Below are 13145 nucleotides of genomic sequence, written 5' to 3' on the forward strand. Positions count from 1 at the left end.
AAGCCGCGAACCCTGTCATATGCCCAGCCTATGACGCAAAAACCTGTTTGGCCTGGTCAATCATCGCATCCACCAAAGGATTGCCGTTAACGCCGTGCCATGCCATGGCGGTGGTGACAACCTTCACTTCGGGCTGCAACGGCCGCACCAAAACATTTTCAGGAGCAAGCTTGTCCATGGAGGTGGGCACCAAAGCGATGCCCTGGCCACAACTGACGAACGCCACCTGCGCCGTGACAGAGCGGACCTGATGCACGATACGCGGCGCGAAGCCGCTGGCCTTGCATAGCCCCACCAGATAGTCGAAATACACCGGGCTGACGTCTCGTGAGGCCATCACCAGGGTTTCATCGGCAAGAGCCTTGAGCTCAATGGCTGCACTGGCCGCCAGTGGGTGGTCCTTGGGCATCGCGACTGCCAGGCGATCCTCTGACAGCGGCATGGACTGCAGATGCCGGCCGAGGTTGCCTTCAAGGCGTGCAAAGGCGATGTCGATATCGCCGGCCTCAAGCGCGGGTATCGCCTCCGCGCTATCGATCTCTCGAACCGAAACCGTGACCAACGGGTGGTCTTGCTTGAACCGCTCGATCAGCTGGGGCAGCACATCGATCATGGCCGAGGTGATCGCCCCGATGGTCACCACGCCGGCGTGGCCGGCCACGGCCTCGTGAACCGCCAACTCCAGTCGCTCCAGCTGATCAGCAAACTTGCGCACCGCGGGGAGAATTGCAGCCCCGGCGGCAGTGAGCTGAGCGCCACGGCGAGAGCGGGTGAACAGTTGAATGCGAAGGGACTGTTCAAGCGCCTGGATCTGCTCGGTCAACGGCGGCTGTGACATGCCTAGCCGCTTGGCCGCGCGGCTGAAGTTCTGGTCCTCGGCAACGGCCAGGAACAGCCACAGGTGACGTATCAAGCGAAAGTTGATCACGGCATTCTTCCATAGGTTTGGGGTATGACAAGCTTAGCTTCTTCGTAATATACGTATCAAATGCCCGCGCAGATACTCAAGCCTCACTTACAAGAGGCCTGCAACCGATGAGCTTGAAAGCCCCGCTTGAGCGCCTGGCTGTGCTCGATACCAATACGGTGTCGGACGCGCTGGACTTCCTCCAACTGCCTGGAGCCACCAACGACCTGATGCCGCTCTGGAACTGCCCGAAGATTGTTGGCCGAGCCAGCACCGTGCAGTTGGGGCCAAAGCAGGACGTGGCACCCACCGTTCACCTGATTACCCCAGTCATCGAGCAGATCACCACCGATGACCGCGTGCTGGTGATTGCGGGTGGCGTTGACGGTATTTCCAGCTGGGGTGACATCCTGGCCAATGCCGCCCGGCGCAAAGGCATCCGTGGCTCGATCATTGATGGCTTCAGCCGCGACATCTGCGGCAGCGCCGACATCGGTTACCCGGTCTACGGCCGTGGCGTGACCATGATCAGCGCGCGCAACAGGCTCATCCAGATCGACGCGGCCGTCACAGTTCGCATGGCCGGCGTTGACGTGGATGAAGGCGACTACGTGATTGCCGACGCATGCGGCACCGTTTTCGTCCCGGCCAGTGCCATCGACAAGGTGCTTGACCTGGCCGAGCGTATCGACCGTCGCCAGGCCGGCATGGTGGACGCCGTCCGCGCAGGCCGTTCGGTCGAGGAAGTGATGCACGACACCCAATTCGAAGCCATCAAGGTGGAGCACTGATATGGGCCTTTCTGATAAAGACCTCGTCGCCTTGTTCGAAGGCCTGGATACCCCAGGGGTGTCCGACGCGATGGACAAGCTGGGCCTTCCCGGCCAGGCCTTTGGTATCGCGCCGCTGGCCAACTACAGCCAGGTCGTGGTCGGCCCAGCCTTCACTGTCCAGTACGTCAGTGCGAGCACACCGCCAGGCACCGTGGGTGACTTCATTGATGAAGTCGCACCAGGCGACGTAGTGGTCATCGCCAACGAAGGCCGTACCGATTGCACGGTGTGGGGCGACATCATGACCCAGTACGCCCTGGCCCGCGGTATTGCCGGCACGGTCATTGACGGTGTCTGCCGCGATGTGAACAAGGCGCTGGGCGAAGGCTACCCGCTGTTCAGCAAAGGCCGCTTCATGCGTACCGGCAAGGACCGCGTGGAGGTCGTGGCCGTCAACCAGCCGGTGTCGGTTGGCCATGCCCGGGTTTGTGCCCGCGACATCGTCGTCGCTGACGCCAATGGTGTCGTCATCGTCCCGCGTGACCGTGCCCGGGAAGTTGCTGAAACGGCACGTCGCATCGAACACGTCGAAGCGCAAATCCGCGAACAGATTGCGGCTGGCAAGAGCCTCAAAGAAGCCCGTGCCGCCCTCGGTTACCACTCCCTGCAGAGCAAGCAATCATGAGCCTTCCACACGATTATCAGAACCTTGCAAAGGTCCTGGGCACCTCCACCCTGTACGAGGCGTCCGGGCTGCCGTGCGCGGTCGATCGCGAGATTCGCGCAGTCTGGAAAGGCGCATTCATCGCCGCGCCGGCTTACCCGCTGCAGTGTTCACCAGGTGACAACCTGGGCCTGCACCTGGCCGTGGCCAAAGCGCCGCGCGGCAGCGTGCTGGTGTGTGATACCGCCGACTTCGTCGCCGGCTATTGGGGTGAGGTGCTCACGGTGGCGGCGGAAGCGGCAGGCATCGTTGGCCTGGTGATCAACGGTGGTGTGCGCGACGTCGCCGCGCTCGAAGCTCATGGTTTCCCTGTATTTGCGCGAGGCATCTCGGTCAAAGGCACCGTCAAGGCAACCACGCCTTCGGTCGGCAAGCCGTTCGACTTCAGCGGTGCGCAGGTCAGCGCCGGCGATCTGGTCGTCGCGGACGAGGATGGTGTGATCATCATTCCGGCCAATGCCGTTGAACATACCTTGCGGGAAGGACAGAAGCGCGCGGACAAAGAAGCCGTATTCATGGGCAAGCTGCGCGAAGGCAAAACCACCATGGACCTGATGGGTCTTTCCCACCCGGAGGAGCACGCGTGAGCCTGGCAACGCTGAACCGTCGCCTGGAGGCTGCCAAGCCTTCGGCGACCTACAAGATCATCGACCGCGTGGCTGCGCGCCGCGCAGACGGGGCGAAGATCATTTCGCTCTGTGCGGGTGAGCCTGACTTCGATACACCGGAGCACATCCGGGCCGCGGCCATCAGTGCGATCGACAACGGCCATACCCGCTACACCCAGGTAGCCGGCCTTCGCACGCTGCGTGAAGCCATCGCACGCAAATACCAGCGTGAGAATGGTCTTGATGTCAGCTGGCAGGACACGCTGGTTTGCAGTGGCGGCAAGCAGGTCATCTTCAATGCCCTGGCCGCGACCCTGAACGAAGGCGACGAGGTTGTGATCCCCGCGCCATACTGGGTCAGTTATCCAGAAATGGTTGAACTGTGCGGTGGCGAGTCGCGGATCGTCGCTTGTGGCGCCGAGTCGGGCTTCAAGCTCACCCCGAAAGCGCTGGCCGAAGCCATCGGGCCGAAAACCCGCTGGCTGATCCTGAACTCACCGTCCAACCCCACGGGCGCCGTGTACGACCGCGACGAATTGCAGGCTCTGGCTGAGGTGTTGCTGGCCCATCCGCAGGTGCTGATTCTGGCGGACGATATCTATGAGCACCTGCTTTTTGACGGCCGTGACTTCCTCACGCTTGCCCAGGTCGAACCACGGCTGGCTGCACGGACACTGACCATGAACGGCGTGTCGAAGGCTTACGCCATGACGGGTTGGCGGATCGGGTTCGCTACCGGCCCTCGCTGGCTGCTTGAGGCGATGGAAAAGCTTCAGGGTCAGCAGACCTCGGGCGCTTGCTCCATCTCGCAGCACGCCGCAATCGCTGCCCTGGACGGTCCGAAAGACTTCATCGCCCACAGTCGCGAAGTATTCCAGCGGCGCCGTGATTTCATGGTCGAGTTGCTCAACCAGGCGCCGGGCATCCGTTGCGAGGTACCAGGCGGGGCGTTCTACGCTTTCGCCGACTGTTTTGGGCTGATCGGCAAGCGCTCACCTGCTGGGCGCGAATTGGTCAATGACGAAGCTGTGGCCCTGGCGTTGCTGGAGGAGGCCAATGTTGCAGTCGTTCAGGGCAGTGCTTTTGGTCTACCGGGCTATTTGCGCATTGCTTATGCGCTGGATGACGAGTCGCTGCGTGCGGCTTGCCGGGCCATTTACCGCTTCTGCGAGGACGCACGGTAGGTATAGTCCCTGTATCAGTGGCTCATCATGGCTCTGTGCTTTCTTGGCAATCTCAGGCAGCGTTATCTGAGCGTTGATGAAAGCGCTCTGTAAGGTACTGTACCCAGACGGGGCTGGCGCAATGGCCGCTTCGCGGAAAATGCGACGTTCTGAATTGATTGAGCGTGATGAGCCTGCCATCGATGAGGTTTGAGAGAGACGGCGGCACCGAGCCGCTCCGCTTCTCAACTGAATTTTTCTCACATTCGATACCTCCATAAGACATGAACTATAGGGAGGGATTCTTGTGTCAGCACTTCAACTGTACGTGATCGAGTATGAACTGCACGGCGATCATCGGACATTCATCATCCGCCTCGAGAAGATGGATAACGCTACTGCTTGGCACTGGGCGAGCTGCGATGCCGGTGTCGGCATCATTCCGAGGTTTGGTCAGCACAATATCAAGCTGGTGAGCCGGCCTATGGCGGAGCGCTATGGCATTTCCGAGGTGAGATGGAGGTTAGCGGGGCAGGGGCCGGAGTTCATACCTACCCCTGTTGATTTTACGAAGTTTTCGGAAAAGGCAGGTGGCGCGTAGCGCCAGGCAGATCACACTGGAGGTAGCTATGCAACCTAAGACTGAGGGCCCGGAAGAAAAAGGGCCAAGCGATGTCCCATTCATCAACGACCCGGAAAAACCCACGTCGCCGCCTTTGAATGATGCCGATGCTACGGACGCAGCAGAGGCGGAGGAAGACATTCAAGATGACGCAGAGTCGATCTAGAGCCGAGGAGCTACGCATGGATACCTACGGTTTGTACAAGTGGCTGCTCGCAAGCTTTCTCATCGGTAAAAGGATTCGCTCAACTCCGTAATCCCCTCAAGGTGAACAGACCCTACGGTAGAGCACAATGAGTAGCGGTGACTGGGATCACCCCACAGCCGGACTGGTCATGACCGCAGCTCGGCTGCTGTGTTTTTCTTCCAACCCCTAAAGTTCATAAGACACAGCACTACCTGAAGCACAATCAATGCCCAAGCTTGGGCATGCCATCCCCAGACCGTCCATAAAATGTTGCTTGCGATAAAGCAACAGAAGCCCACTTTGCGCCGCCTAGGGCGGTGCGATCCAATACACCAGGCTGCCAGCACTGTGACCGCCATCGCTGGCCATTCCAGCAACTCAATCCAATTTTCCATCAAACCATTCCAGACCGTTTCCATAAACCTAGAGCCATTTTCCGTCGGTCAATCCGCTTGTGAGTAACCGGATCCCTTTGGATTTGGAGTTCATCCTGGAGGACTGGGTTCCGCATACGATAAGGCAGGTGACGCGGCCCATTTAACGCTCTGGGCCGTAACCGCTGATTGCCAGGGCGGCGCGCATCGCAGCAAGGAGTGCCGAGGTTATCGCATGTCCCAATCACTCATTTTGGCGATGATGGAACAGGGGCAGATCTTCGACACCAGCAAAATGTGAGAATGGCTGACCACCCAGCGGAGTCTGATGCCTACACCAATAATTGAGCCTCACCACGCCATTCTCCTTAGTTAAATAGGCGGGGCGCCGTGGCCTGTCCGAGGCTCCTAGAGAATGTCACTCGTTGGGAATGATCGAGATCTTGCCGTTGCGCTCGACAATGGCAAATTTGATCTGCTCCACTTTTTCGATTCCCTGGCTATCGCGCGCAGCTTCAAGAATATCGTCTTCAGTGAGCCGCGCTCGGTGCATACGGTGGTGCAGAAAACGGCCATGCTCAACGACCAGCGTAGCGTAGCCATCCAGCAGTCGCGCCAAAGGCTTGGAATTGAGTTTCGCGAGCGACAGTCCGACATCCAGGACGATCAGCGTCGCGATGACCAACATGGCATTGGTGAAGGAAAAATCATCGCCCAGCAAAGCCTGTTGGGTCGCTTCGCCGATGATTAACAGCAGCACAAAATCAAAGGTCGTCAGGTCAGCTAAGGAACGTCTGCCTGCAACGCGAAACAACAGCATGAGGGCGATGTACATGCCGGCTGCGCGAAGGATTGAATCCATTACTCGCTCCTAAGGGAATAGGAAGGTAGAGAAGTGGACTGCACTGGATGGGCCTGCGCGCACCGCGCATTCCAGTGTTCCGACATACTCGCTGCGTAAGGTCAGATAGAGCGTGGCAATGCCATCCCCGCTGGTTCCCAGTTGCAGCAAGATGGCCTTGCCCTGTGAGAGCGAGGCTTGTGGTTGAGGTTGTAAGGTTTCAATGCTGGCTTCGCGCAGTAGTGAACCATCGAGCTGCACCATGATGGGCTCTCGGGCGCTGCCGCGTACAGTGATGCGCAAGCTGTCAGTTGTGCCACTGCGGCTGAGGCGTTGATACTCAACATGCAGACGGCCATCAGCGCTCGTGACCTGAGCATTGCTGAGTGGGCCATTACCGAATACGCCGGCCAATCCAAGTAAGACAATGACGACCAACAGGTACCAACCCACGCGTTCGAAGCGCCAGACGCGCTGCTGCATGGTCATGTCTTCCTGGACAGGCTGCTGTCTCGACACCAGTTCATCATCCGCCATAGCCATAATCCTCAGGCGCGCTCCCCACGAAGCCAGCGCTCGTGATAATGGATCAGGCGGGTCAGTCCGTAGACGGCCCCGTCATGCATGACTTGCGCTCGCTCTCCAAAAAAACGCTGGGTACGGGTAAATACGGCAATTGGTTCCCCGGCAAATGCCCAGGCAAAGCACACTGTGCCGGGTAGAACCCCAGATGCTGGGCTAGACCCGGCTACACCGGTAGTTGCAATAACGACGTTGGCATCGCTGTCCTTCAAAGCCCCTAGAGCCATCTCCCAGGCGACTGGTTCGCTAGTGAGCCCGTATCGTTCGATGGTCTCCGCGCTTACACCTAGCAAACGCTTCTTGGCGGAGGGGGAATACACTACGTAGCCGCTTTCGAGCACCTCGCCTGTACCTGGGAATGCCGCTAGCAGAGCGACCATGCAGCCCGCTGTGCAGGACTCGGCAGTGGTGAGTACCAGATGGTGGTCTTTGAGGTAGCCAAGCACGGCCAGTACGGGATCACTTGCCATTTTGATGTCGACTCGTTGTTCTTTTGTGGTGGACGTGTCAGCTATGTAAATGGTTCACCGGTTCAGCGCAGTTTCGCTTGGGTTCTTGACTTGAACTTCATTCCCCGCGTCAGCATCAATTTAGGTAGCACGGAGCCGGGCTCCGAAGTGTTATTTGAATGACAGAGACAAGGGTAGGGTAGCCATGAAAAAGCACACCGACACCGGGCATAGGCCCCAGGCCCCATCAAAATCCCAAGGTGAAGAAGAACGCGACAACGATGCACATAGACCGGATGGCTCATCAGGCTCCGATCATGATTCGACCGCACAGAAAACAGCGCGCAATGAAGGGGAGAAGAAGCACTGAGGCCAGCAACGTTGGCGCCTGCCAGCTTCTTTGTCAGACCAGCACGCCAATGCATGGATCTTGAGTTAAATTTATAGGGCTCCCCCCGTGGTGATTTGTCCTATGGATTACGGTGATCAGCGCTCAGCAATCGAATCGTTCGTGACGAACGACGGCCAGATTGGCACCCAGATGCGTCGAGTAGATTGGGCCAGTACCACCCTAGGTAATCCAGGGTGCTGGCCAGTGCAACTGCGGCACGCCGTGAGTTTCTTGCTCAGCTCGGATCTGCCCACTGCACTTCTTTGGGGTGCCGACAGAACACTGCTCTACAACGACAACTGGATCCCGGCCATGGGGCACCGTCATCCCCTAGGGCTGGGCAGGCCCGCGCACGAGGTCTGGACGGCGGTGTGGGGGCGGGTCGGTCTGCAGCTCGAAGCGGTAATGGAGAAGGCAAGCCTGTTATTACTTTCCGATTCGGAGTTTCCGGTTCGCCTGGATCGAGAAAAGCCGTGGGCGTTCAGCTTGAGTCCTTTGAGAGCCCCTGAGGGGCACATCGTTGGTGTCCTGGTGCAAGGGCAAGAAGTACAGTCGTCAGCCCTTGAACCCGTACCGTCGCACATTATGCTGGGTCGAGATCGCCGTATGTTTGACCAGGCACCGGGGTTCATCACCATCTTCCGAGGCCCTGACCACATCTTTGAATTCGTCAACGAGGCCTTCAGGCGGAGCTTTGGTGATCGAGGCTATCTCAACCGCTCTGTACGTGATGTATTCCCCGATCTGGAAGGGCAGGGTTATTTTTCCTGGCTGGATGAGGTGTTCAAGTCGGGCAAGCGGTTTGTCGCTACCGGCACGCCTATTTCGCTGCTCTGGCAATCAGATGGGGCCGAGATCCGCTACCTCGATTTCGTGTATGAGCCTGTATTAGACGATGCCGGTGTAGTGACCGGTATTTTCTGCGAAGGCTTCGATGTCACGAAACGAGTGGAAACCGAGCGGGCGCTTAAAGAGGAAAGCCGCACGCTTGAGATCCTTCGAGACATCAACGCGGCGTTCGCCAGTGACCTGAACCTTGAACGGATCGTGCAAAACCTCACGGATGCAGCAACGTCGCTCACAGGAGCAGCTTTTGGCTCGTACTTTGCCAATGAGGTCGACGATGCCGGCGCGCATCTGAAGCTTTATACCTTGTCAGGTGCTGATCGCTCGGCCTTTGAAAAGTTGGGTCATCCTCGCGCCACTCCGGTGTTTGCACCTACTTTCCGGAATGAAGGTGTCGTTCGATCCTTGGACATCCTGGCCGACCCTCGCTATGGCCAGTTCGAGCCCCATCATGGAATGCCTAAGGGGCATCTGCCCGTACGCAGTTACTTGGCGATCTCGGTGGTATCGAGAACAGGCGATGTCCTGGGAGGGTTGTTTTTCGGTCATCCTGAACCGGGAAAATTCACTGAGCGGCACGAACGGCTGGTAGTCGCCCTGGCCGCCCAGGCAGCAGTGGCCATCGATAACGCCCAGCTTTATCGGCAGGTACAGCAGGCGAAAGCCACACTTGAAGAGCGGGTCGCTCAACGCACAGACGAGCTTTCACAGGCCAACGAAGCCCTTCGCCAAGCTCAAAAAATGGAAGCGCTTGGGCAGTTAACGGGCGGAATTGCCCACGACTTCAACAACATCCTGGCGGCGATTCTGGGAAGCGCCGATTTACTATCACGGCGATTGAAACAGGGGAAAGGCGAAGCTACGGCGCGCCTGTTGGAAGGGATTCAAGTCAGCGCCAAGCGAGCAGCATCGCTGACTCAGCGTCTGCTCGCATTCTCACGGCGGCAGACGCTCGATCCCCGGCCTACGGACGTCAACGTACTTATCGATGGTCTGGTCGACCTGATCAATCGCTCGGTGGGGCCTGCAATTACTGTCATCACGCATCTGGAGCCGGGTCTAGGGTTGTCCCGGATTGACCCTGCCCAGTTGGAGAGTTCGCTGCTCAACCTGGCGATCAACTCGCGTGATGCCATGCCCGAGGGGCGCGGTGGGATCTCCATCACTACGCAGACAATCGAACTTGACGACCTGATGGCAGCTCGTGCCGACCTGCCTGCAGGCGAGTACATTGCGATTTCTGTCACTGACTCGGGAAGGGGCATCTCTGCGGAGAACATCAAGCGGATATTTGACCCGTTCTTCACCACCAAGCCACTTGGCCAGGGCACCGGACTGGGGCTATCTATGGTGCACGGTTTTGTACTGCAGTCCGGTGGCCAGATTGATGTGCATTCCCAAGAAGGTGTGGGCACGACGGTTCGCCTCTTGCTGCCCAAATTCGAAGGGCAACTGGAATTACTCGAGGGCGAGGCCAGGCAGAGTGCGCTTAGCGGCCAAGGGGTCGGGAGAATTCTAGTAGTCGATGACGAACCTATCGTGCGCATGTCCATCGTGGAAGCCTTGATGGAGGCCGGATATGAAGTTGATGAGGCTGAAGATGGATCTAGCGCCATGCATACGCTTCGCTCGTGCCCACCTTATGATCTGCTCGTCACCGATGTCGGGCTTCCAGGTGCGCTGAATGGACGCCAGGTGGCAGATGCCGCTCGTGAGGCTTTTCCAGACCTTCGGGTTCTATTCGTGACCGGTTTTGCAGAGGCATCGGTTTTGAAAGGTGGATTCCTGACACCTAGCACGGCAGTGATCACAAAACCGTTCGACATTCAGGTACTCCTGAACAAGGTGACCGTAATGCTGCACCAGCCCCAGACTTGAGCAGGGTGCCGGAACTCAGCTTCCTCCCCGGCAGTCATCAGCCTAAGGAAGTTCGTCCCAGCGTTCAGGATGTCGCGCGTTCTTTAGGTGCTATCCCTCATGAGCGTCATCAAGCATCGTCCAGCAGGGGCAAAAGTAACGATCATCTGTACTCGAAATGACCAGGTTCTTCTTGTTCGCAGGAAGGGTGCCAAATGGAAGTTTCCAAACGGTCTGCTTGAGAGAGGAGAGGCTCCAACCGTGGCTGCCGCTAGAGAGCTTTGGAAGGCCCTATCGTTGCACTGCTCAGGCCTACATCTCGTGGGCATCATTGAGATAGGCAACGTACTCCACCATATCTTCACCACTGACTTCGCTGATGGCTGTAGCGTGGCGCTGGGGAGAGGCATTGTCGCATGTAAGTGGATTGGCTGGGAGGACTTGAGCTCAACCATGCTCAAGCCCACAGCTGCTGCTTTGCTGTCACGAGATCTATCAGCGCTTGTCCATCGTTATGAGCCCGCAGAATTGGCATCCAACACAAACTGAACGGCAAGGTCATCGAGCCGGTCGGATCGTTAAATGCCATGAAAACTTATCAGGGCGGGTGTTGCTCCATGAGCGGCCCGCGTGAACGCGCGGGCTTTTTTTGATAGATGTGCTTGATCATGTTCGTGCCTAATGCCGGTGTCTTTTCAAGCATTGCCGTTTTTTGCTATCTACGGACGCTTGGCTCCTGACGTCCCAGCCTTCTCTTGGCTCAATAAGAGATTCAGTGAAATTGCCGTTGCCTTTGAAGCTCTCTGTGCAACCAGATGGCTGCCGGTTTCCTACCATCTGAGCATCGCACCTCGTAGGCACGGCCACTCAAGCTGCTTTTAGTCGCAGCAAGGTCGATGAAGTCTTCCGCGCTTTTCACCCTGTTCTTGCTTTTGAGGTAATCTAGCTTCCGCTCTAGGTGCGCTCGAGCTCGGGCGCCTGAGTATTCCGCTCCGTTACGAATAAATGTGCAGTCACTCTGCTCTACAAACTCTAGCAATCCCCTTATTTCATTAGCGGTTTGAGGCAGGGCTACTACCCGTGTGTCAACGATGATTGCGATAACGCAAACACTCACCGCCATTATCAGTTGACTGATAACCCGCCTGGGGCCTCTCGTCCACATCCGCATGATTTGTCCTTCCCACGCTATAGCATCTTTTCAAGTCCTATCGTGCTGCTGAGCCACGAATTGAAGCGCCGCCACCAGCCCCCCGGTTCTGTGGTCAACGTGCGTTGTTGGCCATTGTCTTCGGTGACCCAGACCAGATGATTATCTTCCAGCCGGGCCTGGTAACTCAGAGCAGATGCCATGCCTTCCAGAGCCAGTTCGCGCACCCGTCCGGCGAGCTCCGGATCATCAACCAAGACGCCGACTTCGGTGTTCCACAGCAAAGAGCGCGAATCGAAATTGAACGAACCGACAAACGCTTTTTGCTTGTCGAAAACCATCGCCTTGGTATGCAGGCTGGAGTCGGAGCTGCTGGAGGGCCCGCTGGAAGAGCCTTTGCGAGAGAAACGCGGCCTAGTATCGCTGTCGCTACGATCACCTGCTTGGCGACGTAACTCGAACAACTGCACGCCATGCTCGAGTAAGGTCTTGCGATAGGGCGCGTAAGCACCGTGCGAAGCCGGTACGTCGGTGGCCTCCAGAGAGTTTGTAAGCAAGCTGATTGACACGCCGGCGTCGGCTCGACGGGTCAGGTACACCACCGCGGGATAGCCCGGCACCATGTAGGCCGACACCAAAATTAGCTCCTTACTTACCCCGTTGAGTTCGGGTGCCAACTGAGTAGCCAACAGCAAGTGCGCAGCGGGTTCACCACTCGCCAATACTTTGCTAGGTGCATCCCACATCGCTTTGTTCCAGGCCCAAATCAATTCCCGGCGCCAGTTATTCAGGCGAGGCTGAGTGGTATAGCTCATCAAGTGTTGATAGAGCGCATGATTCTGAGTGCGCGTTTCCTCCAAGGAGGCATCCAGCCGAGTCCGAAGATCTTTCAGGTCTCTGCTCGTCGGCTTGAACGATATAAACTGCTCGATGGGCTTGCTGAGGGCACTGTTCCAGTACTCGTCAAAACTATGTCCCAACTGTTCTGCGACCGGGCCGACACTGAGCATGTCAATGTCAGTAAAATTTCTGTTGGGCTCGGCATCGAAATACTCGTCGCCCAGATTGCGACCTCCGACGATGGCCACACAGTTGTCTACCACCCACAGCTTGTTGTGCATACGCCGGTGTTGAAGCGACAGGTTGAAGAGTCGACCCATCGTGCGTGTCACCACGGTACTGCGGCCCAAATGGAGAGGATTGAACACTCGGATCTGTATATACGGATGCGTCGCCAGAGTCGCGATGGTTTCCTCCAGGTCATCGCTGGTGGTGTCATCGAGCAAAATCCTCACACGCACTTTACGGTCGGCAGCGAGGAGTAGCTCGCTCAGCAGTATCCGGGTACTGATACCGTCATGGACGATGTAGTACTGCAGGTCAATGCTGCTTTGAGCGCTGCGAATCAGCTCGGCGCGGGCGGCAAAAGCCTCGGCACTCTCCGGGAACAGCCGAAAGCCCGATCGTCCATGGTGGGGCGCTACCTGCGCCTGAATCGAACGACCGAACGCCGAATTGTTGGCGGGCAAGGCCTGACTGGGTTCATGGGGTGCATTGTGTGTCGTACAGCCACCGATGAACAGCGTGAGAAACAGAGCGACAAACAAGGGCTGTTTGGATCTCACGGAGCGTACCCCAGCGGATGGCGATGAGGGTGTCGGAGCCGAAGAT

16 protein-coding genes are annotated in these 13145 nt (G+C 57.7%); 9 read left to right on the forward strand and 7 right to left on the reverse strand.

Annotation, left to right across the window (positions count from 1 at the left end; translation table 11 throughout):
* Positions 1–28: 28 nt before the first annotated feature.
* Entirely contained in the window at positions 29–928 is a 900-nt protein-coding gene (locus tag SB765_RS00940) for a LysR family transcriptional regulator (RefSeq protein WP_063424285.1), read from the reverse strand.
* A gap of 107 nt (positions 929–1035) precedes the next feature.
* Here SB765_RS00940 and SB765_RS00945 point away from each other — a divergent pair, with 107 nt between their 5' ends.
* The 6 genes from SB765_RS00945 to SB765_RS00970 all read left to right on the forward strand — a co-directional run bounded on the left by SB765_RS00945 (position 1036) and on the right by SB765_RS00970 (position 4963).
* On the forward strand, positions 1036–1698 hold the full coding sequence (locus tag SB765_RS00945; RefSeq protein WP_410911562.1) for an RraA family protein: 663 nt from the start codon (positions 1036–1038) through the stop codon (positions 1696–1698).
* A 1-nt stretch (position 1699) separates the two neighbouring features.
* Positions 1700–2365: an RraA family protein gene (locus SB765_RS00950; protein WP_410911563.1), complete on the forward strand. Its 666-nt coding sequence runs from the start codon at positions 1700–1702 to the stop codon at positions 2363–2365.
* Positions 2362–2991, forward strand: a complete 630-nt coding sequence (locus SB765_RS00955) for an RraA family protein (RefSeq protein WP_341795590.1) — start codon at positions 2362–2364, stop codon at positions 2989–2991. The genes SB765_RS00950 and SB765_RS00955 overlap by 4 nt, the downstream gene beginning before the upstream one ends.
* Positions 2988–4196 (forward strand): pyridoxal phosphate-dependent aminotransferase, encoded by a 1209-nt coding sequence (locus SB765_RS00960; protein WP_410930793.1) that lies wholly within the window; start codon positions 2988–2990, stop codon positions 4194–4196. The genes SB765_RS00955 and SB765_RS00960 overlap by 4 nt, the downstream gene beginning before the upstream one ends.
* 286 nt (positions 4197–4482) lie before the next feature.
* Positions 4483–4776 (forward strand): DUF6555 family protein, encoded by a 294-nt coding sequence (locus SB765_RS00965; RefSeq protein WP_410930794.1) that lies wholly within the window; start codon positions 4483–4485, stop codon positions 4774–4776.
* 28 nt (positions 4777–4804) lie between these two features.
* Positions 4805–4963, forward strand: coding sequence for a hypothetical protein (locus SB765_RS00970; protein WP_174369621.1), 159 nt, complete (start codon positions 4805–4807; stop codon positions 4961–4963).
* Between the two features lie 167 nt (positions 4964–5130).
* Here the strand turns inward: SB765_RS00970 and SB765_RS00975 are convergent, their stop codons facing one another.
* The 4 genes from SB765_RS00975 to SB765_RS00990 all read right to left on the reverse strand — a co-directional run bounded on the left by SB765_RS00975 (position 5131) and on the right by SB765_RS00990 (position 7251).
* Positions 5131–5379, reverse strand: a complete 249-nt coding sequence (locus SB765_RS00975; protein WP_341798885.1) for a hypothetical protein — start codon at positions 5377–5379, stop codon at positions 5131–5133.
* Between the two features lie 397 nt (positions 5380–5776).
* A complete protein-coding gene (locus SB765_RS00980; RefSeq protein WP_341795586.1) occupies positions 5777–6220 on the reverse strand; it encodes a DUF421 domain-containing protein in 444 nt (147 codons plus the stop codon).
* Between the two features lie 9 nt (positions 6221–6229).
* Entirely contained in the window at positions 6230–6736 is a 507-nt protein-coding gene (locus SB765_RS00985; RefSeq protein WP_341795585.1) for a hypothetical protein, read from the reverse strand.
* Between the two features lie 11 nt (positions 6737–6747).
* On the reverse strand, positions 6748–7251 hold the full coding sequence (locus tag SB765_RS00990) for a CinA family protein (protein WP_341795584.1): 504 nt from the start codon (positions 7249–7251) through the stop codon (positions 6748–6750).
* Between the two features lie 184 nt (positions 7252–7435).
* On the opposite strand from SB765_RS00990, the gene SB765_RS00995 reads away from it, so the two are divergent.
* The 3 genes from SB765_RS00995 to SB765_RS01005 all read left to right on the forward strand — a co-directional run bounded on the left by SB765_RS00995 (position 7436) and on the right by SB765_RS01005 (position 10873).
* On the forward strand, positions 7436–7600 hold the full coding sequence (locus SB765_RS00995) for a hypothetical protein (protein ID WP_341795583.1): 165 nt from the start codon (positions 7436–7438) through the stop codon (positions 7598–7600).
* Between the two features lie 102 nt (positions 7601–7702).
* A complete protein-coding gene (locus SB765_RS01000; protein ID WP_410930795.1) occupies positions 7703–10345 on the forward strand; it encodes an ATP-binding protein in 2643 nt (880 codons plus the stop codon).
* A gap of 99 nt (positions 10346–10444) precedes the next feature.
* Positions 10445–10873, forward strand: coding sequence for an NUDIX domain-containing protein (locus SB765_RS01005; protein ID WP_341795580.1), 429 nt, complete (start codon positions 10445–10447; stop codon positions 10871–10873).
* 223 nt (positions 10874–11096) lie between these two features.
* Here the strand turns inward: SB765_RS01005 and SB765_RS01010 are convergent, their stop codons facing one another.
* Together SB765_RS01010 and SB765_RS01015 are read right to left on the reverse strand one after the other, a co-directional pair.
* Complete coding sequence (locus SB765_RS01010; protein WP_341798884.1) at positions 11097–11447, reverse strand: DUF5329 domain-containing protein; 351 nt, start codon at positions 11445–11447, stop codon at positions 11097–11099.
* Positions 11448–11512: 65 nt separating this feature from the next.
* Complete coding sequence (locus SB765_RS01015; protein ID WP_341795579.1) at positions 11513–13099, reverse strand: phospholipase D family protein; 1587 nt, start codon at positions 13097–13099, stop codon at positions 11513–11515.
* Positions 13100–13145: the final 46 nt, after the last annotated feature.

It is taken from the genome of Pseudomonas sp. SIMBA_067 (genome assembly GCF_046534675.1).
GTDB classification, from domain to species: Bacteria; Pseudomonadota; Gammaproteobacteria; order Pseudomonadales; family Pseudomonadaceae; genus Aquipseudomonas; species Aquipseudomonas putida.

Bases quoted from the DNA above. Each gene is read 5' to 3' on its own strand.
- SB765_RS00945 (WP_410911562.1), top strand. From the start codon at position 1,036: ATGAGCTTGAAAGCCCCGCTTGAGCGCCTGGCTGTGCTCGATACCAAT.
- SB765_RS01000 (WP_410930795.1), top strand. From the start codon at position 7,703: ATGGATTACGGTGATCAGCGCTCAGCAATCGAATCGTTCGTGACGAAC.
- SB765_RS01005 (WP_341795580.1), top strand. From the start codon at position 10,445: ATGAGCGTCATCAAGCATCGTCCAGCAGGGGCAAAAGTAACGATCATC.
- SB765_RS00980 (WP_341795586.1), bottom strand. From the start codon at position 6,220: ATGGATTCAATCCTTCGCGCAGCCGGCATGTACATCGCCCTCATGCTG.
- SB765_RS00955 (WP_341795590.1), top strand. From the start codon at position 2,362: ATGAGCCTTCCACACGATTATCAGAACCTTGCAAAGGTCCTGGGCACC.
- SB765_RS01010 (WP_341798884.1), bottom strand. From the start codon at position 11,447: ATGGCGGTGAGTGTTTGCGTTATCGCAATCATCGTTGACACACGGGTA.
- SB765_RS00970 (WP_174369621.1), top strand. From the start codon at position 4,805: ATGCAACCTAAGACTGAGGGCCCGGAAGAAAAAGGGCCAAGCGATGTC.
- SB765_RS00950 (WP_410911563.1), top strand. From the start codon at position 1,700: ATGGGCCTTTCTGATAAAGACCTCGTCGCCTTGTTCGAAGGCCTGGAT.
- SB765_RS00985 (WP_341795585.1), bottom strand. From the start codon at position 6,736: ATGGCGGATGATGAACTGGTGTCGAGACAGCAGCCTGTCCAGGAAGAC.
- SB765_RS00995 (WP_341795583.1), top strand. From the start codon at position 7,436: ATGAAAAAGCACACCGACACCGGGCATAGGCCCCAGGCCCCATCAAAA.
- SB765_RS00990 (WP_341795584.1), bottom strand. From the start codon at position 7,251: ATGGCAAGTGATCCCGTACTGGCCGTGCTTGGCTACCTCAAAGACCAC.
- SB765_RS00975 (WP_341798885.1), bottom strand. From the start codon at position 5,379: ATGGAAAATTGGATTGAGTTGCTGGAATGGCCAGCGATGGCGGTCACA.